Origin of the sequence: Guyparkeria halophila, assembly GCF_034479635.1 — a bacterium.
Taxonomy (GTDB): Bacteria; Pseudomonadota; Gammaproteobacteria; order Halothiobacillales; family Halothiobacillaceae; genus Guyparkeria; species Guyparkeria halophila.
Genome location: NZ_CP140153.1, coordinates 1,207,003 through 1,227,973, shown reverse-complemented (window position 1 = coordinate 1,227,973; position 20,971 = coordinate 1,207,003). Strand labels below are relative to the sequence as shown.

At 62.3% G+C, this 20,971-nt stretch carries 16 protein-coding genes and 1 tRNA gene; 6 read left to right on the top strand and 11 right to left on the bottom strand.

All coding sequences use genetic code 11. The features are described 5' to 3' along the window. The first annotated feature begins 138 nt into the window (after nucleotides 1–138). A complete protein-coding gene (locus SR882_RS05675; protein ID WP_322522363.1) occupies nucleotides 139–1,740 on the top strand; it encodes a GGDEF domain-containing response regulator in 1,602 nt (533 codons plus the stop codon). 270 nt (nucleotides 1,741–2,010) lie between these two features. Further along, nucleotides 2,011–2,349 (top strand): Grx4 family monothiol glutaredoxin, encoded by a 339-nt coding sequence (gene grxD / locus SR882_RS05670; RefSeq protein WP_322522362.1) that lies wholly within the window; start codon nucleotides 2,011–2,013, stop codon nucleotides 2,347–2,349. 108 nt (nucleotides 2,350–2,457) lie between these two features. Here the strand turns inward: grxD and SR882_RS05665 are convergent, their stop codons facing one another. Then, complete coding sequence (locus tag SR882_RS05665; protein WP_322522361.1) at nucleotides 2,458–4,254, bottom strand: mechanosensitive ion channel family protein; 1,797 nt, start codon at nucleotides 4,252–4,254, stop codon at nucleotides 2,458–2,460. Between the two features lie 418 nt (nucleotides 4,255–4,672). On the opposite strand from SR882_RS05665, the gene SR882_RS05660 reads away from it, so the two are divergent. Then, complete coding sequence (locus SR882_RS05660; RefSeq protein ID WP_322522360.1) at nucleotides 4,673–6,415, top strand: DEAD/DEAH box helicase; 1,743 nt, start codon at nucleotides 4,673–4,675, stop codon at nucleotides 6,413–6,415. A 156-nt stretch (nucleotides 6,416–6,571) separates the two neighbouring features. Here SR882_RS05660 and SR882_RS05655 read toward each other — a convergent pair whose 3' ends face one another. Together SR882_RS05655 and SR882_RS05650 are read right to left on the bottom strand one after the other, a co-directional pair. After that, nucleotides 6,572–6,913 carry a DUF3024 domain-containing protein gene (locus tag SR882_RS05655; protein WP_322522359.1) on the bottom strand — a complete coding sequence of 114 codons (342 nt, stop codon included), beginning with the start codon at nucleotides 6,911–6,913 and terminating at the stop codon, nucleotides 6,572–6,574. A 1-nt stretch (nucleotide 6,914) separates the two neighbouring features. After that, nucleotides 6,915–7,250: a DUF3301 domain-containing protein gene (locus SR882_RS05650; RefSeq protein ID WP_322522358.1), complete on the bottom strand. Its 336-nt coding sequence runs from the start codon at nucleotides 7,248–7,250 to the stop codon at nucleotides 6,915–6,917. A gap of 125 nt (nucleotides 7,251–7,375) precedes the next feature. Between SR882_RS05650 and SR882_RS05645 the strand changes: the two genes are divergently transcribed. Continuing rightward, nucleotides 7,376–7,462, top strand: a tRNA-Leu gene (locus SR882_RS05645). A 155-nt stretch (nucleotides 7,463–7,617) separates the two neighbouring features. After that, on the top strand, nucleotides 7,618–9,021 hold the full coding sequence (locus tag SR882_RS05640) for an MBL fold metallo-hydrolase (protein WP_322522357.1): 1,404 nt from the start codon (nucleotides 7,618–7,620) through the stop codon (nucleotides 9,019–9,021). Between the two features lie 131 nt (nucleotides 9,022–9,152). Here the strand turns inward: SR882_RS05640 and SR882_RS05635 are convergent, their stop codons facing one another. Further along, nucleotides 9,153–10,019 carry a fumarylacetoacetate hydrolase family protein gene (locus SR882_RS05635; RefSeq protein ID WP_322522356.1) on the bottom strand — a complete coding sequence of 289 codons (867 nt, stop codon included), beginning with the start codon at nucleotides 10,017–10,019 and terminating at the stop codon, nucleotides 9,153–9,155. A gap of 988 nt (nucleotides 10,020–11,007) precedes the next feature. Here SR882_RS05635 and SR882_RS05630 point away from each other — a divergent pair. Further along, nucleotides 11,008–12,366, top strand: a complete 1,359-nt coding sequence (locus SR882_RS05630; RefSeq protein WP_322522355.1) for an OmpP1/FadL family transporter — start codon at nucleotides 11,008–11,010, stop codon at nucleotides 12,364–12,366. 134 nt (nucleotides 12,367–12,500) lie between these two features. Here SR882_RS05630 and SR882_RS05625 read toward each other — a convergent pair whose 3' ends face one another. The 7 genes from SR882_RS05625 to SR882_RS05595 all read right to left on the bottom strand — a co-directional run bounded on the left by SR882_RS05625 (nucleotide 12,501) and on the right by SR882_RS05595 (nucleotide 20,965). After that, nucleotides 12,501–13,109 (bottom strand): superoxide dismutase, encoded by a 609-nt coding sequence (locus SR882_RS05625; protein WP_322522354.1) that lies wholly within the window; start codon nucleotides 13,107–13,109, stop codon nucleotides 12,501–12,503. Nucleotides 13,110–13,327: 218 nt separating this feature from the next. Continuing rightward, on the bottom strand, nucleotides 13,328–14,611 hold the full coding sequence (locus tag SR882_RS05620) for an O-antigen ligase family protein (protein WP_322522353.1): 1,284 nt from the start codon (nucleotides 14,609–14,611) through the stop codon (nucleotides 13,328–13,330). Between the two features lie 134 nt (nucleotides 14,612–14,745). After that, entirely contained in the window at nucleotides 14,746–16,599 is a 1,854-nt protein-coding gene (locus SR882_RS05615; protein WP_407653366.1) for a polysaccharide biosynthesis protein, read from the bottom strand. A 563-nt stretch (nucleotides 16,600–17,162) separates the two neighbouring features. Next, complete coding sequence (locus tag SR882_RS05610; protein WP_322522351.1) at nucleotides 17,163–18,341, bottom strand: DegT/DnrJ/EryC1/StrS family aminotransferase; 1,179 nt, start codon at nucleotides 18,339–18,341, stop codon at nucleotides 17,163–17,165. Nucleotides 18,342–18,388: 47 nt separating this feature from the next. Continuing rightward, on the bottom strand, nucleotides 18,389–19,006 hold the full coding sequence (locus SR882_RS05605) for an acetyltransferase (protein WP_322522350.1): 618 nt from the start codon (nucleotides 19,004–19,006) through the stop codon (nucleotides 18,389–18,391). Beyond that, entirely contained in the window at nucleotides 19,003–19,596 is a 594-nt protein-coding gene (locus SR882_RS05600) for a sugar transferase (RefSeq protein WP_322522349.1), read from the bottom strand. The genes SR882_RS05605 and SR882_RS05600 overlap by 4 nt, the downstream gene beginning before the upstream one ends. After that, nucleotides 19,580–20,965, bottom strand: coding sequence for a glycosyltransferase family 4 protein (locus SR882_RS05595; protein ID WP_322522348.1), 1,386 nt, complete (start codon nucleotides 20,963–20,965; stop codon nucleotides 19,580–19,582). Before SR882_RS05595 ends, SR882_RS05600 begins: the two co-directional genes overlap by 17 nt. Nucleotides 20,966–20,971: the final 6 nt, after the last annotated feature.

Genomic DNA, 20,971 nt, shown 5'->3' with positions numbered 1-20,971 from the left:
GGCCGATCGTTCGGGACGCTATCGTTCCTTATGGGCGATCAAATCACGGCGGTACAGACCATCGATCGATTGCGTTAGAGTCAATATCAGGAAACGCTGAATCCTCTCAGCCACCGTGACTCAATGGACCGAGCGACCATGCCCGACAACGCCCTGACCGAGCCCGACCCCATCGACCTGCCTGAGTGGCACGCGGGCCCCAGCGACTGGCCCTTGGCCGCCTCGTCGCTGCGGTCGACCATCGACGATCCCACCGCGCGTCGCGCGACACGGCTCGCCGATCTGCAGAACCAGGTCCGCTGCCTGGTAAGGCACGCCCGCCACCAGAAGCTGCGGGTGTTGCTGGGCGTGCTCAACCGCATCGATCAGGAAATCGCGCGTGAACACGCCCAGGGCTCGGCCGATCTGTCGCGGCTCAACCGATTGATCCGTTACTTCGATCGCCTGGTCCAGCACCTGCAAAAGACGCAGGACGACACGCCGGAGGCCATCGCGCTCTACACCGGCAGCACCGACGTCCCCGAATTGCTGGAAGACTCCCTGCGGCGCAGCGGCTTCGGCGCGCATCCAATCAACCTGGAAAACCCCGACCCGGCCCTGCTGGAACATACGGGGCTGTTGATCTACCTCGCGCGGGACGAGGCCGATCACGAGCGCGAATTCGGCCAACTCGCCGAGCTGAGAAAGCGTATGTCCGCCTGCGCCCAGTCGCTGATGATCAGTCAGCGCGACGACTTTGCCATCCGCGCGGCTGCCGTGCGGGCCGGCATCGACCATGTGATCACCTACCCGATCGACTCTGCGCGCCTCAACACCCTGCTGACCGGTGCGCGCGCCTATGAATGCGACGACGAGCAGATCACCGTGCTCCTGGTCGACGACATGGCCACCGCGGGCATGTACTGGCGCAAGCAGTTCGCCCGCGCCAATGTGCGGCTGCTGTTCGAGACCCGTCCCCAGGCCGCCTTCGACGCGGCGCTTGCCGAACAGCCCGACGTGATCCTGCTGGATCTCTACATGCCGGAGATGGACGGCGTGGATCTCGCGCGCATCTTCCGCGAACACCCGCAGCTCTCGGACGTGCCGATCCTGTTCATGTCCACCGAGGAGCGCGACCAGCACCGTCTGGAAGCCAAGCTCAAGGGCGGCGACGACTTCCTCAACAAGTCGATTGCCGGCGACGACCTGATCCGCATGGTCCGCTACCGGGCGCAACGTTACCGCCAAGCCCGGGCCGAACGGCGCACCGACTCGCTCACCGGACTGCTCAACCACCGCGCGATCACCAGCCTGGTCGACAGCGAGCTCGACCGCGCCATCCGCCAGGAACTGCCGCTGTCCGTGGTGATGATCGACATCGACCGGTTCAAGAGCGTCAACGACACCCACGGCCACCCCAGTGGCGATCGCGTGATCCGCCGGCTGTCGACCCTGCTGAACACCCGACTACGCAAGTACGACGGCGTGGGTCGCTATGGGGGCGAGGAATTCATGGTCGTCCTGCCGGCGACCGAGATCGATGCCGCGGTGGAACTGATCGACCGCCTGCGCGAACAGTTCGCCGACATCGCCATGACCACCGAGGCCGGCGACACCATCCATTGCCAGTTCAGCGCCGGCGTCGCGGGCTATCCCGAGCACATCACGCCGCAGGAAATCATCAGCGCCGCCGATGGCGCCTTGTACGCGGCCAAGCAGGCCGGGCGCAACCAGGTCAAGGCGCGTCACTACGAAGACTGACCGCGCCACCGCCGCAGGCGCCATCGAACGACCACCCCCCTGCGCGATCGCCGCATTGGTGAGCCGCCCGGTCCAGACTCCCTTGACCAGTCCCGCGCGCGATAGGTCGGGCTACGGTCCACCAACGGCAGACCCCCGGGGCGGCCGGAAAAGCGCCACACTCCATTGCCCCTTGCCAAATCGGTACGAATTTGGTCCCATATAAAGTCATTCGGCCCACCGGTTCCTCATCGGGCCACCAGACACCGACATAGACGGGAGACCATCACCATGGATGCTCTTGAGCGCATCGACCAGTTCGTCAAAGAAAACCCGATCCTGATCTTCATGAAGGGCACCCCGCAATTCCCGACCTGCGGCTTTTCCAGTCGCACCGCCGAGGCAATGAAGGGCTGCGGCGTGCCGTTCGGCTACGTCAACGTCATGGCCGACCCGGAGATCATGCAGGCCCTGCCAAGCTACCAGGACTGGCCGACCTTCCCGCAGGTCTACGTCAATGGCGAGTTGATCGGCGGTGCCGACATCACCATCGAGATGTACGAGCGCGGCGAACTCAAGCCGCTGTTCGAAGAGGCGAACGCCAAGGCCGAACAGGACAAGGGCGAATAAGCGACCGACCGCCACACGCCCAATGACAGACCCGGCCCAAGCGGCCGGGTTTTTTGTGGGCGGCCCTGCGTCACACCGCCGGGCCGACGCGGAGGGGCATATCGCGCCTCAGTCATCCTCGAGGAGGTCGTCGGGGCGCTCGCCAACCCCACGACGCTCCTCCTGCGACTGACGCGGCCGCTCCTCGCTATCCCCGGCACTTGGCTCCCCACTTGAGTCATCGGCGCGCTCTCGCTCGAGCACCACCCGCGACCGGGGCAGATACCGACCGCCGTCGAGATCCTGCAGAAAGCGGATCAACCCCTCCCGCACCTTGCAGCGCAGATACCAGGCGGCCAGACCGTCGGTTGCGCTTACCAGGGCCCGCACCTCGACGTTCCAGTCACGGCAATCCGTCACCAGCACGCTGGCTACCTCGCCGTCGTGGTTGTCGTCGTCCTTGACCAGTTCGACCAGCTTCTCCCGGATCCGATCGATCGGCACGCTGTAGTCCAGATACAGATAGACCTCGCCGTAGACCTTGAGATCACCCTCCTCGCTGGCATGCGAATAGTTGTAGACCGGCTCGTCGATCAGCATCGTGGTCGGCACCGTAAGTCGTCGCAGGTCCCAGATGCGTATCACCACGTAGGTGTAGGTGATGTTCTCGATGTAGCCCCAGTCGCCCTTGAAGATCACCATGTCGCCGATGCGCATCGGCTGGGTGAGCGCCACCTGCAGGCCGGCAAACAGGTTGGCGATGGTTCGCTGGGCACCGATGCCGATCACGACACTGATCAGGCCGGCCGAGGCCAGCAGCGAGAGCCCCAGCGAGGCAAACCAGTCGAAGGTCGAGAGCGCCACAACCGTGCCCACAAAGAAGATCACGCCGATCAGCGACCGGCTGAGGACCGTCATCTTGGTGTGGTACGTGCGGGCGGAGAAGATGCTCTTGCCCTCCAGTCGCCGCAACTTGCGCTGACCGTAGGTGGAGAAGTACATGCGCACCGCGTTGATCAGCAACCACGTCACCGAGGCCACCACGCCGACGAACACCAGCGAGTCGTACAGCTCGTTCCAGCGGGGTGGCAACAGGATCAAGGGTCTGGACAACGAGCCGAGCAGCGCGAAGAACAGCAGCGACAGGAATCCGTGACTGAGATAGCGCTCCAGAAATGGCAACCAGTCGGAGACGACGTCGGTCGGCAGGAGCCGCCGCATCATCCGAAGCGCGACACGCCGAATCAGGGCGGCCAGGATCGCGCTGATCGCGAGCCCGAGGACCGCCAGCCCCAGCCGGAACACATCGGTGCCCAGCATTTCGTACTTGATCCGGTAGAACGGCAATACCGAGATCACCCGCCCCATCCCGGTGTGGTCGTAGAGCGTGTCGGTCCCCGCCACGGTCTGCGAATCGAACAGCCAGCGTGGGCCCTCGTCGGTGTCCGTTCGCACGAGACGGACCGGTATCCGCTCTCCCCCGACCTCGAACTCCGTCAACAGGATCGACTCGCGAGGTGACCGCCCCCGTTCGCGTTCCTCCTTGCGCAAGCCGTCGGCACGGTCGGGCAACACGTCCGCTTCCAGCCGAAGCCGCTGCCTGAGCACGTAGGTGAGCTTGCCGGCGATGTCCTCGGCCTCGGCGTCGGTCATGTCGCCCGGCAGTTGCAGTGATTTGACCGCCTGTCGATAGTCGCCCCCGCCGGCCGCCGACAACAGATTCATCAGGGCCCCGCGGGGATTGCCGAGATCGCCTATCGCGGCATCACGCAGCTCCCCGTCGGCACCGTACAGTTGCGCGTCGAGATTCAGTTGAGGCGACTGATCGGCGCTCGTGTCGGCTGCACTCGACGATTCCGATCCTGACGGCAGCGCGCCGGCCGATGCCGCGCACGACGGCACGGCCACCGCCAGAAGCGCGATCACCAGCAGACCCCGCCACAGGGGCATCCTGACCGAGAAAGGCAGACAAACGAGCCGGGGGCGCCGGGGCGATCGAAACAACGACTCGAATCCGCGGATCATGGCAAGCTCCATTGCAATTCACGAGAGTTACGGCAGACGCATCGGCGTCACCCCAACATAGCAACGTCTGGGTCGTCTCGTCGGCTCGCGATCCGCATGACACACGATAGTTCGGGACAAAGAGCAACCGGAACGGTACAATCCAACGCTTCCCCGGGACTCGGCATTTGGAAATCGCCATGCGATCCCCCGCGTCCCCCGGAATCCGCCGAGCCACGAGCCCGCCAAAGAGCCCCGGACCATCTCCGGAGCGCTCCGATGTGAGGGCCCAGCGCCCGCCTGTCCCCCGCGGCCCCTGCCGCCTGTTGTTGAGATATCCATGTCCGATACCCCCGCCACCGAGCAACCCTCGGTTCGCTTTGCCGATCTCGATCTGAGCCCTGCCATCCAGCAGGCGATCCAGGACGTCGGCTACGAAACCCCCTCCCCGATCCAGGCGCAGAGCATCCCGCCGCTGCTGGAAGGCCGCGACCTGATCGGCATGGCCCAGACGGGCACCGGCAAGACCGCCGCGTTCTCGCTGCCGCTGTTGAGCCGTATCGACACCTCCATCCGCGCCCCGCAGATGCTGGTGCTCGCCCCGACCCGCGAACTGGCCATCCAGGTCGCCGAGGCGATGGCGAACTACGCCCGCCACCTGCCGGACTTCCACATCGCGCCGATCTACGGCGGACAGGCCATGTTCCAGCAGCGCAAGCTGCTCGACCGTGGCGTGCACGTGGTCGTCGGCACCCCGGGCCGCATCCAGGATCACCTGCGTCGCGGCACCCTGCGGTTCGACCAGATCCGCATGGTCGTCCTCGACGAGGCCGACGAGATGCTGCGCATGGGCTTTATCGATGACGTCGATGCCATCCTCGCCGAGGTGCCGGCCGAACGCCAGGTGGCCCTGTTCTCGGCCACCATGCCGGAGCCGATCCGTCGCATCGCCCAGCGTCACCTGCGCGACCCGCAGGAAATCAAGATCAAGGCCAGCACCAGCACCGTTTCGGCGATCCGCCAGCGGTTCTGGCCGGTCTCTGGCATGCACAAGCCCGACGCGCTGACCCGCATTCTCGAGGTCGAGGACTTCGATGCGGCGATCATCTTCGTGCGCACCCGTCAGGCCACCAACGACCTGGCCGAACGCCTCAAGGCACGGGGCCATTCGGCCGCGGCCCTGTCGGGCGAGATGGGCCAGGCCGAGCGGGAAAAGACGGTCGAGAAGCTCAAGAACGGCCAGCTCGACATGATCGTCGCCACCGACGTCGCCGCCCGCGGCCTGGACGTGCCGCGCATCAGCCATGTCATCAACTACGACATCCCCTACGACACCGAGGCCTACGTTCACCGTATCGGCCGCACCGGCCGTGCCGGGCGCTCGGGCGAGGCGATCCTGTTCGTCACCCCGCGCGAGAAGCGCATGCTCAAGGCCATCGAGCGGGCCACGCGCCAGCCGATCGAGCAGATGCGCCTGCCGAGCGCGACCGACATCGCCAGCAAGCGCAGCTCGCAGCTCAAGGACCAGATCACCGAGGTCCGGGAGGCCGAAGACCTGACACCGTTCGTCGAGATGTTGAACGACTACCAGAACGAGCACGACATCGAGATGGCGGAAGTCGCCGCCGCGCTGGCCTTCCTGCTGCAGAAGGATCGCCCGGTGATCGCCGAGCAGATCAAGGAAATGGCCCCGCCGCCGGCGATGCAGGAACGTGACAGCGGCCCGCGCGACGATTCCGACAAGATCCGCTATCGCATCAACGTCGGCCGCGAGCACGGCGTCACGCCGGGCAATATCGTCGGCGCGCTGACCAACGAGGGCGGCATCAACGGCAAGCAGATCGGTGCGATCGAGATCGAGCAGGATCACAGCTTCGTCGACCTGCCCGCCGGCATGCCCGACCGCCTGGTCCAGCAGATGAGCAACATCCACCTGTTCGGCATCAAGCTCGGCTTGCAGGCGATCGGCCCGGCCCCCGCCGGCCGACCGCGCCGCAAACCCCGCGGCCCCGGTGGCCCGGGTGGCCCGGGTGGTCACCCCGGCAAGGGGCGCCCGCCGCGGCGCAATTTCGACCGTCGATAAAGAAAATGGCCGCCTTCGGGCGGCCATTTTGCGTTTGGGCGTTCACGATTCGTCCGGCTCGGCCGTAGGAGCGGCTTTAGCCGCGAAACCAAGACGGTTGCAAGCCTGGGCATTTCGCGCCTGAAGGCGCTCCTACGGATTCCGATCGCTCAAACCTCACCCAAAAAAACAGGCGTTGGGATCCTCGTCGATCTCCTGCAGCAACAGGTCCAGCCGGGTCGACTCCGGAAACGGCGTGTAGCGATGCCACCTCAAATCGGCACGCGTCCAGTAAAGCTTCCAGACATCACGTGACTTCACGTACACCAGCCGGGCGAACTCTTCCTCGATCCGATGCCCCCGCATCGACCGGCGCACCTCGAACAACTCGACGGCCTGCCGATCCAGTCGATAGCCAATATCGAGCTGGGGGCGAATCTCTGACGGCGGCCGACGCGCCTCGACGAATTCGCCGACCTGTTTCTCGATGCGGCGCTGGTCCAGCTCGCTCAATGCCATTTCAGTTCTTCTCGTGGCGCCAGTGCGGATCCCCGAGATCGAGTTCGACCTCGGTCAGATGCTGGCCGCGAAACGCCACGTGGCCCCGATAACGATCGAACCCGCTGCGCGAGAACTCGAACCCGAACCGACGCGTGATCAGCGGCCAGCCCCGATCATCCCGGCCCAGCCCGACCCGGCGCAGACTCACGCTCTGATCGAGCAGCTGCACATCGGCCTTTTCGGTTGCCTGGCGCGCCAACGACAAGGCCCGGCGACGAAACCGATCGTGCTGCACCCAGAGGCCGACCGCGGCCAGCACCAGGATCAAGATGAATACGTCCCCAAGGGTCCACATCAGCGTCAGTCGTCCTTCGTCGAAACGGTTTCGTTACCGGGGCAAGCTCGCAGCGCGCCAACGGCGCTGGCACCCCGCCCGGCGGCTTGCCTTTGTACCACAGTTGCGCTACCTTTCGCTGCCCTGCCGGGGTGGCGGAATTGGTAGACGCAGCGGATTCAAAATCCGCCGATGGAAACATCGTGTCGGTTCGAGTCCGACCCTCGGCACCAAAACTCAATGGCGATTCAGGCGACATCCGCGGATGTCGCCTTTTTCGTTTCTGGGGCCTGTCGGTTTGCCACCCCTTTGTCATATCGCCGCGCACTCGCGCCCGGTCCGTGCTTGAATAAGGTAACGGTCATTCACGGCGGCAAGGAGAACACGCATGATGCGGTTGTCTTTTCATGGAGCGAACCGGGGTGTCACCGGCTCCTGTCACCTACTGGAACTCGACGGGCTCAAGGTCCTCATCGACTGCGGGCTGTTCCAGGGCGGACGGGAGATCGACGAGGAGAATGCGGCGGAATTCGGCTTCGAGCCGAGCGAGATCGATCTCCTGCTGCTGACCCACGCCCATCTCGATCACTGCGGGCGCATCCCGCTGCTGGTCAAACGTGGCTTCACCGGCGAGATCATCGCCACGCCGGCCACGCGCGAGCTCGCCCGCGTGATCCTGCTCGATGCCGCCCATCTGCAGGAGGAAGAGGCCGAACGCAACGCCCGCAAGGCCAAGCGACGCGGCAAGCGCGCCGAGGGACCGTTGTATGGTGAACTCGACGCCCTCAATGCCATGGACCTGTTCGGTCGCCGGGCCCATTACGAGGAGCCGGTTGATCTGTCGACGGGCGTCAGCGCCACCTTCTACGACGCCGGACACATTCTGGGCTCATCAAGTATCCGCGTGACCTACCGCGACGACGAGCAAGACAAGGCGATCATCTTCTCCGGCGATCTGGGCAGCAGCAATCGCCCCATGCTGCGCGATCCCCATGTGCCGCCGGCCGCGGAAACCGTGGTCATGGAGACCACCTACGGCGATCGTGATCACAAGCCGCTGGGCCCGTCGATCCAGGAATTCTACGGCGCCATCAACGAATCGATGGCGCGCGGTGGCAACGTCATCATCCCGACCTTCGCCCTCGAGCGGGCCCAGGAACTCCTCTATCACCTGCGCGAAGGCATCGAGTCCGGCGCCCTGCCGAAAACGTTGCAGGTGTTTCTCGACTCGCCGATGGCCATTTCGGCCACCGAGATCTTCCGGCATCACCCGGATTGCTACGACGAGGATGCCCAGGCCTTGTTCGCCCGGGGCATCGACCCGTTCTGGTTCCCCGGCGTGCACTTCACCCGCGAGACGGCCGACTCGATGGCACTCAACCGGCTGGCCGGCGGCGCGGTGATCATGGCCGGATCCGGCATGTGCACCGGCGGCCGGGTACGCCACCACCTGCGCCACAACCTGTGGAAACGCGAATCGAGCGTGATCTTCGTCGGCTTCGCCGCCCCCGGCACCCTCGCCCGCCGCATCATCGACAGCAGCAAGCAGGAAGACAAGAAGCCGCAGGTACGCCTGTTCGGCGACGACATCCCCGTCAACGCCCGGATCTACACCATCAACGGATTTTCCGCCCACGCCGACCGCGACGAACTGCTGGCCTGGCACGGCGCGATCAAGCCAGATCGAACCATCCTCGTCCACGGCGAGGAAAAGGCGATGGCCGCCTTCGCCGAGACGCTACATGGCACGAAGGTGTTGATGCCGGAACAGGGGGAGTCAATCGACCTTTGAGCCATCAACCGGCGCGTGAGTGCTTAACTGCGAGCTGGACAGAAGTTCGCGCCTGAAGGCACTCCTACGCACACGGCTACCGTAGGAGCGCCTTCAGGCGCGAAATCAAGGCAACCCGCCCGGGGTTCGAATCATACAAACCGCGAGCGTAACTCCCCGATCACCTCGCAGCTCACCACCACTTCATCGCCCGGCTTGAGGTAGACCGGCGGTTCATGCCCGGCGCCCACGCCCGACGGCGTCCCGGTAGCGATAATGTCGCCCGGCATCAGCGTCACATACCGCGAAACCGTGGCGATGATCTCGGAAACCGAAAAGATCATCTGGCTGATGGCCGCATCCTGGCGCAGTTCGCCATTGACGTGAGTCTGCAACTGCCAGTCGCGGATGGCGCCGGCCTCGCCCTCGGTGACGACCACCGGCCCCATCGGCGCATAACCATCGATGCTCTTGCCGAGAAACCACTGCACGTGCCGGCCCTGCAGGTCGCGCGACGAGACGTCATTGATCAGCGTGTAGCCAAAGACGTGATCGCGCGCATCACGTTCATCGATATACCGTCCGCCCTCCCCGATGATGACGGCCAACTCGCCTTCGTAATCGGTGGTCTCGGTCGGGTCGGCCGAAATATCCACCAAGCCTTCAGGTCGATTGATCGTGGTCGTCGCCTTGGAGAACACGATCGGGTGACTCGGAATCGAGCCGTATCCCAACGCCTTCACCTCGTTGACATGATCGGCGTAGTTCTTTCCCACACACAGAATGTCGCGCGGTGGGACCGGAATCGGCGCCTCGAGACGCACGTCGGACAGTGAGCGCCGCGGGCCTTGCTCGATCAACTCGGGCAACCGATCCTTCCAGGCACCCCACTCTTGGATCAAGCCCAACATCGAGTCCGGGAACTCGCTGGCGGCGACAGACAACTCCACAATCGAGGCACTATCCCACCACGCCCCTACGCGGGACTCACCGTCGATCGAATATGTCAGCAGCTTCATTGGCCCTCCTCAAATGGCATCAACCGTCATTACCAACCCTAGGGAAGGTCTGAACGAATAGCCAACGCTTCCGCGGGGGTTGCCGGCCTGCCCACTCCCTAGGGTTCCCATTCTCGGCGGGTCTGAGTGATAGCTCTGCATCCGCCGTCAAGTCGACACCTTGATGGTGAACATGCCGGCAAGCTGGTGGTATTGCGTATCCGCACGGACCTCCCCTACGGAACGAGATCCGGAATACTTCTGGCGACGGACTCCTCTCGCTTGATCCCGTGCCGATCACCCCTTAGTGGTCATAGGGCTTAAGGCCGCCAATCAGCCTGGTTCCGCCGCTCCAACCATCGCCACCTCCCACTTGGGATGACGCAACAATCCGCCTCGGTGAGCAAGACAGTCAGACGCCCCCGACAGCCGCTAGCGAACAACGGTTGGAGGACGGAAAGCGCACCACCTCTCAATCAACGCTACACACCCCACAACAGCAGGGTCTTGCCCAGGTATCCACTCAAAACGCCGCTGCCAACGGTCGATGGCAACGGCCCGTCAGTCACGCACCTTCGCCACAGCCTTTCGTCTAAAAAACAACACCCCGCCACCCGGCAGGTATCACCACTGATCTTCACAAATCCTTCTTCACAAACCCACTAGATCCTTCAGCAGATCACGACAGACCTCGTCTTATCAATCGCTTACAAATATCCGTCGGCTCTTGTAAATCAGCCCGTTCTAATATAAGCAATTCGATTCATAAGCAATGGTAGGAATTTTTAATCAAGCCTTAATGTTTTTGAATGGGCAAATTACCGATTTCTGATACGTTGACGTCCGTCACTGATGCGGGCGGGTCGCTGCAGACGGCCTCAAGGACAGCTTCGGCAAGGACATGCCGGACCCGATCTACGTGCTCTGCATGCCGACAGTGATGTCGGCGAGATGGATTTGATAACAACAATTTCAGGCAATGGAATTGACGACAGGAGAGGAAAGAGGAATGACCTTTAAAAGGACCCTGCTAGCAGCAGCAATTACCGGTGCGACCTTCGCCGCCGGTACCGCGCACGCCACCAACGGCTACTTCTCTCACGGCTTTGGTGTGAAGAGTCAAGGCATGGCCGGCGGCGGCGTCGCCTTCGCCAACAACAGCGCCATGGTCATCGCGACCAACCCTGCCGGCCTTACCGCGGTGGACAATCAAGTTGGATTTGAGATCAGCTGGTTCCGTCCCGAACGAGGTTACAGTCAAACCTCCGGCAGCCAGGGGAACCCCCAATACGATCCGGGCCAACCGACCGGTGGCATGAACGTCCCAACGTTCCCACTCCCGGCGGCACAAGCTGACAGTGACAGCGAGCGCTTCATCATCCCGGGCCTGTCCGCCAGTTACGCACTGACCGAAAACGATTCCATCGGTATTGCGGTGTACGGCAATGGTGGCCTCAACACGGACTTTGCGCCGGATGCCGACACGCTTGCTTATACCCAAATGCAGGGTGGTACCTATGACGGCGGTGCTGCGGGGGTCAACCTGGAACAACTCTTCATCGCACCGACTTATGCGCGCTCCTTCATGGACGACAAGCTCTCCGTGGGTGTCAGCGCGCTGATCGTGCGTCAAAAATTCCGCGCGAAGGGTATCGGCGGTTTCGGTGGCTATAGCACCGATGCTCAGAACCTGTCGAATAATGGTCACGAGAAAGTCTGGGGTTACGGCGGCAAGGTTGGCGTAACCTTCAAGCCGACAGATCGCATTACTTTGGGCGCGAGCTACCAGTCTGAAGTCGACACCGACAATTTTGATAAATATGCCGGCCTGTTCGCGGAAGAAGGCGACTTTGATATCCCGTCAACCTGGACAGTCGGCCTCGCGGCTGCAGTCACCGATGACTGGACCGTCACCTTCGACTACCAGCGCATCAACTACTCCGATGTGAAAGCGGTCAGCAATCCTTCTTTCGAATACCTGACGTCGGGCGAAGCAGACAAGCGGCTTGGTGGTTCAAACGGCGCCGGCTTCGGCTGGGATGACATCAACGTCTACAAACTCGGCGTCCAGTGGCAGGCCACTCCGCACCTGCAACTCCGTGCTGGTTGGAACCGTGGTGACAACCCGATCGGTAGCGATGAAGTCCTGTTCAACACCATCGCTCCGGGTGTAATGGAAAATCACTACACCGCAGGCCTCAGCTACTCGTTCGATCAAAATCACGAGATTCACGGCGCGTTCATGTACGCCCCGGAAGTATCCGTGACCGGCGTAAACCCGCTGACGGCTGGCACTGGCGACGAAGCGCAAACCACCATCAGGATGAAGCAGTATCAGGCAACCGTGGGCTACACCTACAAGTTCTAAGCCTTCCCCGCTTCAAAATGAAAACCGCCTTCGGGCGGTTTTTTTTGTGCCTAGTTGAATCAATTCCCCGCTAACTAGTTACAAAAAAGCCGGGCAATGCCCGGCTTTCGTCGATCTAGCTGCGGAACCCGGTTTTACTTGGCCGCGTCGTAACGCTTGACCACTTCGTCCCAGTTAACCACGTCCCAGAAGGCGTTGACGTAGTCCGGGCGGCGGTTCTGGTAACGCAGGTAGTAGGCGTGCTCCCAGACGTCCAGACCCAGGATCGGGCTGCCCTTGACCTCGGCGATGTCCATCACCGGGTTGTCCTGGTTCGGGGTCGAGGTGACCTGCAGCTTGCCGTTGCCATCGACGATCAGCCAGGCCCAACCGGAACCGAAGCGAGTCAGTGCCGCGTTGTTGAACTTCTCAACCAGCTCGTCGAACGAACCGAAGGTGGAGGTAATGTCGTCAGCCAGCGCGCCACTCGGCTTGCCACCGCCATTCGGCGACATCATCTTCCAGAACAGGTCGTGGTTGAAGTGACCACCACCGTTGTTGCGTACCGCGGTCGGCAGCTTGGAGATGTTCGCCATGATCTCGTCGATGGACTTGTCGTCCCACTCGGAGTCCTTGATGGCGTCGTTCAGCTTGGTGACGTAGGTGTTGTGGTGCTTGGTGTGGTGCAGCTCCATCGTCTGTGCGTCGATGGACTTCTCCAGGTCACCGTAGCCATACGGCAGATCAGGCAGTTGAAAAGCCATATCAAGATCTCCTTCTTGGTTGCTCAAACAAGGACGTCCTCCGACACGCATGCCGGAGGTATCGAAAGATGGAAGAAGGATAGCAGGCCGAGCCGCAAGTGTGGGCCGCACCGGGCGAAAACCCGAGCGAAATGCTCTGTTAAAGCCTCCGACCTCGCGCCAAGCCTTCTAGCCCCACCAACGTCATTCCCGCGCAGGCGGGAATCCACGCTTGAGGGTCATCGCCGATCTGGATTCCCGCCTGCGCGGGAATGACGGTCGTGTGCATCGGCGTGGGCGGTCACACCACGCCCACTGACTGTCAGGGCGCCCCCCAAACCGATAATCGGCCAGATAATCGCGAGCGTGTAGGACGCGTAGAAACCGAAATGCGTGTTGATGGGCAGCAGGGCGAGGCCTGCGGCCACCACACCGACCCCGGCAGGCATGCCCCCGCCGCTACGCCACAGCACAACGAGAAACGCCAAGTAGGCGGAGAGGTAGGCCAACAACCCCACCAGTCCCGTGCTCACCTGCACGTCCAGGGCAAAGAAATGCAGATGCATGTAGGGACGGTCGGTATAGCCTCGCTCCACCGCGGCCAACTCATAGCCGCGCACGCCGACGCCCAGCCAGGGATCATCCTTGGCCACCTCCCAGCCGGAGAGCCAGACATCACCGCGCATGGCGGTGGCCTGGTTGAAGCCTTCCCGGTCCATCTCGAAGATCTTGCCGACTCGCTCGACACGATCGCGCGTTTCCGGGGAGACCGCCAACGTGCCAGCCATCCCCACGAGCACCACCGCGACCGCGCCGACAATCCAGTACCAGCGCGGTCGATAGAACCAGATCATCAACGCGCCGTAGAGCACCAGACCGAACAGCATCAACAACATCGCGGAGCGCGAACCCGAGAGCATGATCACCGCCAGAATCGGCAGGATGACCAGCCCCCAGGCCAAGCAGCGCTGCATGAGTCGCCGGGTCGCCTCGAGTAGGAGCGGCAGCAGGTGGGCGATCACCACACCCATGGTCAGGTTTTCACCGAACATGCCGGAGAGACGCACGCCGTTGTAGGGAAACCCGAACACGTTGCTGCCCGTCGCGAACTGAAGCAACCCATCCAACGACCAGACGAACACGATGCCCAGCAGGCAATACAAGACCAGCGGCACCACGTCGTGGCGCATCGCGGCCCAGATGATCGGCAACGCCGCGATGCCGAACAACGGGTAATAAATCGCGTCACTCCAGGCCCGCTCGAAATTGACCGCCCCGGGCAAGGCGAGCCACTGCGGGATCCACAATGCGGCTATCAGAATCAGCAACCAGCGCATCACCGGCTGCGTCCAGACCTCCCGCCAACGGGTAGCCAGCAGCCACAGCCCGACCAACGCCAGGATCGCCAGCGGCGCATTCGCCGAACGGCCGAAGGGGAAGACCAGAAACGTGAGGATCGTCAGGACGACGATCGCCAGAGTGAGGCGATCCCATCGGGCCAAGGCGTGGAAGAGAGATGACATGCAGGTACGGTTCCGTCAGAAAATGGAGATTCTAGCGCGCGCAGAGCCCAGTAAAAGGTCGTGGAAACCGCGGGGTCGGCATCAGCAATTGTAGGAGCGCCTTCAGGCGCGATACCCAAACAACGACACCACCATCAATCCTTCCAGCAATGATCCTCGATCCGCTCGTGCGGCTGGTAACCGCTGACCAGCTCACCAAGATGCGTGCGCACGGCGGGGAGATCATGGCGCTCCATGTCCTTCTCCAACCGCCGCAGCCCCTTGTCGAACGCCCGCCACGGCAGGCAATCCTCGCTGGCGCGCATGATGCGCGGGTGATCAGTGCCATTGACGGCCTCGCCGATCAGCAGTTCCTCGTAGAGCTTCTCGCCGGGGCGCAAGCCGGTGTAGGTGATCTCGATGTCGCCGTCCGGATACTCCTCGTCGCGTATCTCGAGGCCACTCAGATGCACCATGCGCCGCGCCAGGTGGTCGATCTTCACCGGCTCGCCCATGTCCAGGACGAACACGTCGCCGCCCTCGGCCATGCTGCCCGCCTGAATGACCAGCTGCACCGCCTCGGGGATGGTCATGAAGTAGCGCGTGATCTCCGGGTGCGTGACCGTCACCGGACCCCCATCGGCGATCTGCCGGCGGAACAGCGGCACCACCGAGCCACTCGAGCCCAGCACGTTGCCGAAACGCACCATCGCGAACGTCGTCTCCGGGTGCTCCGGCTGCAGCGCCTGCAGGGCCATCTCCGCCAGGCGCTTGCTCGCACCCATCACGTTGGTCGGGCGCACGGCCTTGTCGGTGGAGATGAGCACGAAATGCCTCACGCCGTGACGCGCCGCCACGCGGGCGGCGATCAGGGTGCCCAGCGCGTTGTTGGACAGACCCTCGATGGGATTGTGCTCGACCAGCGGCACATGCTTGTAAGCCGCCGCATGGTAGATCGTGTCGATGGCGAAGTGCTCGAAAAGGCGCTGCAGGCGCCGCTCGTCCAGCACGCTGCCGAGTGCGGCGATGAGCTCCACCTCGCCGTTCGCAACGACCGGGAGGGCGCGCAATTCCTGATCGATCTGGTATAGCCCGTACTCGGATACCTCGAACAGGATCAGCCGCCTGGCGCCCTGCTCCACCACCTGCCGGCACAACTCCGAACCAATCGACCCACCCGCGCCGGTGACCAGCACCGCCTTGCCGGTGATGCATTTGCCGAGCAATTCGGGCCGGGGCGGTACCGGCTCGCGCCCGAGCAAATCCTCGATGTCTACCTCGCGCACCTGGTCCAGGGTGGCCTTGCCGGAAAGGATGTCCTCGATACCCGGCACGGTACGCACATGGAATGGCAACGGCTCGAGAAAGTTCAGGATCTCGCGTCGCCTCGAAGCCGACGCCGACGGCACCGACAACAGGATCGAGCGCACGCCCAGCCGCTGCAGCAATGGGGTCAGATCCTTTTTGCCGATGCTTTTCCTGGGAGCGATGACCCGCAACCCGTCGATCTCTCGACCTTCCAGCGTCTCGGCATCATCGAGGAATACCACCGGTTCGTAGTCCATGCCCTGCCGCAGCATGCCCACTACCTGTCGACCACTGGCACCGGCCCCATAAACGGCCACCCGTTCGCGCCCCTTGCCGCCAGAGCTTGCCCCCAATAACCGCCGCGCCAGAAACCGCGAACCACCCACCAGCACGAACAGCACCAACCCGTAGATCACGAACGTCGAGCGCGGCAGCTCCGCCTGCGGATGCAACAGCAGGATGGTCAGCAGGATCAGCGTGGAACCGGCCACCCCCGTGCCGATCTGCTCCATCGCCTTCCAGCCCAGAAAGCGCATCACCGCCCGATACAGCCCCAGCTTGATGAACACCGGAATGGTGAACGCCACGATGCCGGCGAATACCAGCGCGGCGCGGTTGAAATCCGTGAACCACTCGCCGTAACGCAACGACAACGCCGCCCAAAGCGCGAGCGGAATCAACAACAGATCCAACGCGACCATCAGCCCGCGCTTGTAGATCGACGGGAGATCACGAAGGAATAGTTTGATGCGAGCGATCAAGGGCACTGAACGTCATCCATGCAAAGAAAAACAACGCCCCACCGGGCGGTCGAATGGAAGGCATTCTGCCACGGCCAGGAGCGGCGAGTTGTGCTCGCCGTCATGCCGAGCACACCTTCGTTCTTCATGCCAACACCAGGACGCGGCGAGTTGTACTTGTCCACCGCAGGAAAAAACCTGGTGACCAAAAGCTCCGAGGGAACAGAGATGTCGCACCTGAAGGAACTCCTACGCACCGGTTTTCCGTAGGAGTGCCTTGAGGCGCGATACGCAACCAAGTGCCACCACACACCGTGGGTCGGGCTTCAGCCCGACAATCCGCCCGACCGGACCGATGCGATAACTGATTAACCACTCTGTGTAGCCGTCAGTCTGGCGATCAAATGTTGGGCTGAAGCCCAACCCACAGCCAAGATCCCCCCTTAGGAGCGGCGAGTTGCACTCGCCGGCGCGGCGTGCAACTCCGACGGCCAATGCAGAACACCTGGCTCATGCGCCGAGTTTCATTCCCCAGCCGCCTCGGCCATCACCTCCTGCAACACCGAGCAGGTTTTCTCGATCTCGGCTTCCGTCAAGGTCGGATGGCAAAGGAACATCAGGCTGGTTTCGCCAAGCTCCCGGGCCACCGGTAGCGGTTCGGTCGGTCGCCAGCCGGTGCCCTCGAAAGCCTTTTCCCGATACACCTCGGAGCACGAACCGCTCATGCACGGCACACCGCGGGCCTGCATCTCCGACATGATTCGATCGCGGCTCCAACCTTCGGCCAACGCCTCCGGCTCGACGAACAGGTAGCACTTGTAGGCCGCATGCTCGACATGCTCGGGAATCACTGGCACCCGCAGGCCCAAGCACTGCCGCGCCCCTTCCCAGATTCGTTGGGCATTGGCCAGCCGCGACCGGTTCCACTCCGGCATACGCTGCAATTGAATCCGCCCAATGGCCGACTGCATCTCCGTCAGCCGCCAGTTGGTGCCGAAACTCTCGTGTAGCCAACGGAAACCCGGCGGGTGCTCGCGCTCGTAGACCGATTCCCAGCTCTTGCCGTGGTCCTTGTACGACCACATGCGGCTCCACAATGTCCGGTCGTTAGTGGTCACCATGCCACCCTCACCGCCGGTCGACATGATTTTGTCCTGACAGAAAGACCACGCCCCAACGTGACCGATCGAGCCCACGCTGCGCCCCTTATAGGTTGCCCCATGCGCCTGGGCACAATCCTCGATAACGAACAGGCTGTGCTCCTCGGCCAACGCCATCATCCCGTCCATTTCGCAGGGCCAGCCCGCCAAATGCACCGCCATGATCGCCCGCGTGCGCGGCGTGATCTTTTCCGCGACCGTCTCCGGCGTGACGTTCTGCGAATCCCGGTCCACGTCCGCGAACACAGGTACCGCACCCGCCGTGGCGATACTGGAAACCGAGGCAAGGAAAGACCGCGAGGTAACGATCACCTCATCACCGTCGCCGATATCTAGCCCTTTCAACGCCAAGTCCAGCGCTACCGTGCCGTTGGCCACGGCAATGGAATGGTCCGTTCCGGCAAAGGCCGCGAATTCGCGCTCGAACTCACGCCCTTCCTGGCCCGTCCAGTAATTCACCTTGTTGGAAAGCAGCACACGCTGCACCACCTCGGCCTCTTCCTGCGTGAAGGAAGGCCAAGGCGAAAACGGTCCATTCAACATATCTAAACCAAAAAATAGAAGCGGCGGCGAGACAATCGCCTAAAAGATCAAGAAGCCGGTCTAGCCGGCACGCCCACCACCGTCGTCCCGGCCTCGACATCCTTGACCACGGCAGCACCAGCGCCAATCACGGCATCGGCACCAATCCGCAACCCTTGACGGACACTGGCACCCACGCCAAACCAAGCACACTCACCACCGACCACATCCCCGGAGATCGCCACGCCAGGGCAGATATGAACCCCGTCCGCCAGTTCGCAATCGTGATCCACGCTCGCGTTCGTATTGACGATGCAGGCGATACCGAGACGGGCGTCCGCCTGTACCACCGCACCGGCCATAACGACCGAGCCTTCTTGAATCGCACTCAACTCACTGACTACGGACGCGGGATGAACCACGCTCACCAGCTTGGCACCGGCGTCAAACAGGGCCCGGGTCTTGTCCAGACGCACACGATTGTTGCCGATAGCGACGATCACGCCATCGAACTCCGCGACTGAGCGAAACAAGGCGGCCGCATCGCCAACAATCGGGTGATGTGTCACGAAGCGTTTTCCCACCCAAGCATCGTCAAAGAACGTCACGTCAGACCAGCCGGCAGCCCTGGCCGTGTCCGCCACCACTTTGCCGTGACCACTCGCACCCAGTATTGCCAGCCTCACTTATCGTTCCCCCGGAAACGTTCCGCCGTGACATGATCGCTTGCTGACACCCCTTCGCGGGCAATCACCTTCTTGACGGTCAGAAACAAGATTTTCACATCCAGCCAAAACGACTGATTATCGACATACCAGCAATCGAGCTTGAACTTCTCTTCCCACGAGACCGCATTGCGCCCATTGACCTGCGCCCAGCCCGTGATACCGGGGCGGACGTCATGGCGCCGCATCTGTTCAGCGTTATACAGGGGCAGGTACTCCATCAGCAGGGGCCTGGGTCCGACCAGGCTCATGTCACCCTTGATGACATTCCAAAGCTCCGGCAGCTCATCCAGGCTGGTCGCTCGCAAAAAATGGCCGAGACGGGTCATTCGCCTTTCATCCGGCAGCGGATCACCGAACTCGTCCACCGCATCGAGCATGGTGCGGAACTTGATCATTCGGAATGGTCGACCACCCACCCCCGGGCGAGTCTGTCGAAAGAATATCGGTGAACCCAGCTTCCAGCGGATCAGGACAGCCAGCACCAGAAGCATTGGCGACAGCAAAAGAAGAGCCAGTAGCGAAACCGAAAAATCAAACACCCTTTTCATCAATCGCCCCATCGACCACGTGCAAGAGCTGACCAGCAAGCTCGCCGTATTCGTGCTTTCCCAACGCATAGGCACGACCTCGGCCACCCATTTCCCCCCGCTCTGCCTCTGACAACATTTTCAGTTTCATGACCGCCTCGGCGATCGCTCCTGAATCCTCTGCGGGAACCGTCAATCCACAACCTGCCTCATCCACGGGACGATAGGCACCGGAATCGATGGAATAGATGATCGGCCTCCCCGAGATCAAGTAATCGAACAACTTGTTAGGAGATACGCCAAAGTGGAAAAGTGGCTCCTTTGACAGCCCGATAAAGCACACATCAAAGCACTGCAACATCGTCTGTATCTGCGCTTTGGGTATTGGGTCGATAAAGACGACATTCTTCAGCCCCTTCTCCTTGGCACGCCGTTGAAGGGCAGGCTTTTCCTTTCCGCCACCCACCAACACAAAAGCAACGTCGTCTTCATTCTTGAGCCGCTCGGCAGCATCCAGCAACGTATCCAACGCGTTGGCCACGCCCAACGTACCGGTGTAGCCGACGATGAACTTGTCCCGTGGCAGTTGAGCCCTCGTTGACGGATCAAGTGGCTCGGGCTTCGAGACCTCGGCCATCGAGAAACCATTCGGCACCCAGGCAAATTTGGCCGGGTCCATACCGCGGGCCTGCATATGTTCAACGGCATTCTTGAGATTGGAGATGACCCGGTCCGATTCCCGATAGGCCTTGTCCTCGATCCATTGCAGAAAGCGCATGACGGGGTGGCGTTCGGAATACCCACCCACCTGCATCAGGGTCAAAGGCCAGATATCCCGCACCTCAAAAATCAGCGGGACATCGAACCGACGCGCCAGGCGCTGGGCGCCAAGGAAGCCGACCAGCGTGGGCGAGGAGTAGAGGATTGCACCGGGGCTCTCGGGGAGCGCACTGGGCAGGCGCCGCAAGGCCCAGGCAAAGCGTAGCCAGTTCCAGACACGTTTCTTGGAATGGGCGTGCGGGTAGGACGGCATCCGTAGCCAAACCATGTGAACCCCGTCAATCGTCTCGATGGTGACATCACCATCGACCCTCGGTGATTCGCGGAGCAAGTGGGTAAAGCTGGCCGCCACCACGTACACCTGGTGTCCCTGTGCTGCCAACTCACGGGCCAGATAATAATGCCGACCGGCATAGCCGGTGGAAGGCGAAGAGGCGTACTGGTTGATGATCCACAGGGTGAGCGGTCTATCGGATCTTCGCGGGGGAACAGCCATGCCCTCAATAGGGGAATTCGCTTGCCGGCCTTCGCCTTGGGATCCCTCTTGAACACACTTCTCCCTCATCGACCAACTTCCCGAAAGTTCGCGGCCCGAGAGCTCTGGAGCCATAGCCCT

Coding starts and splice junctions, on each gene's coding strand:
- SR882_RS05640 (WP_322522357.1), top strand. CDS start 7,618: ATGATGCGGTTGTCTTTTCATGGAGCGAACCGGGGTGTCACCGGCTCC.
- SR882_RS05595 (WP_322522348.1), bottom strand. CDS start 20,965: ATGGCTCCAGAGCTCTCGGGCCGCGAACTTTCGGGAAGTTGGTCGATG.
- SR882_RS05675 (WP_322522363.1), top strand. CDS start 139: ATGCCCGACAACGCCCTGACCGAGCCCGACCCCATCGACCTGCCTGAG.
- SR882_RS05655 (WP_322522359.1), bottom strand. CDS start 6,913: ATGGCATTGAGCGAGCTGGACCAGCGCCGCATCGAGAAACAGGTCGGC.
- SR882_RS05620 (WP_322522353.1), bottom strand. CDS start 14,611: ATGTCATCTCTCTTCCACGCCTTGGCCCGATGGGATCGCCTCACTCTG.
- SR882_RS05660 (WP_322522360.1), top strand. CDS start 4,673: ATGTCCGATACCCCCGCCACCGAGCAACCCTCGGTTCGCTTTGCCGAT.
- SR882_RS05600 (WP_322522349.1), bottom strand. CDS start 19,596: ATGAAAAGGGTGTTTGATTTTTCGGTTTCGCTACTGGCTCTTCTTTTG.
- SR882_RS05650 (WP_322522358.1), bottom strand. CDS start 7,250: ATGTGGACCCTTGGGGACGTATTCATCTTGATCCTGGTGCTGGCCGCG.
- SR882_RS05610 (WP_322522351.1), bottom strand. CDS start 18,341: ATGTTGAATGGACCGTTTTCGCCTTGGCCTTCCTTCACGCAGGAAGAG.
- SR882_RS05635 (WP_322522356.1), bottom strand. CDS start 10,019: ATGAAGCTGCTGACATATTCGATCGACGGTGAGTCCCGCGTAGGGGCG.
- SR882_RS05625 (WP_322522354.1), bottom strand. CDS start 13,109: ATGGCTTTTCAACTGCCTGATCTGCCGTATGGCTACGGTGACCTGGAG.
- SR882_RS05615 (WP_407653366.1), bottom strand. CDS start 16,599: ATGGTCGCGTTGGATCTGTTGTTGATTCCGCTCGCGCTTTGGGCGGCG.
- SR882_RS05630 (WP_322522355.1), top strand. CDS start 11,008: ATGACCTTTAAAAGGACCCTGCTAGCAGCAGCAATTACCGGTGCGACC.
- grxD (WP_322522362.1), top strand. CDS start 2,011: ATGGATGCTCTTGAGCGCATCGACCAGTTCGTCAAAGAAAACCCGATC.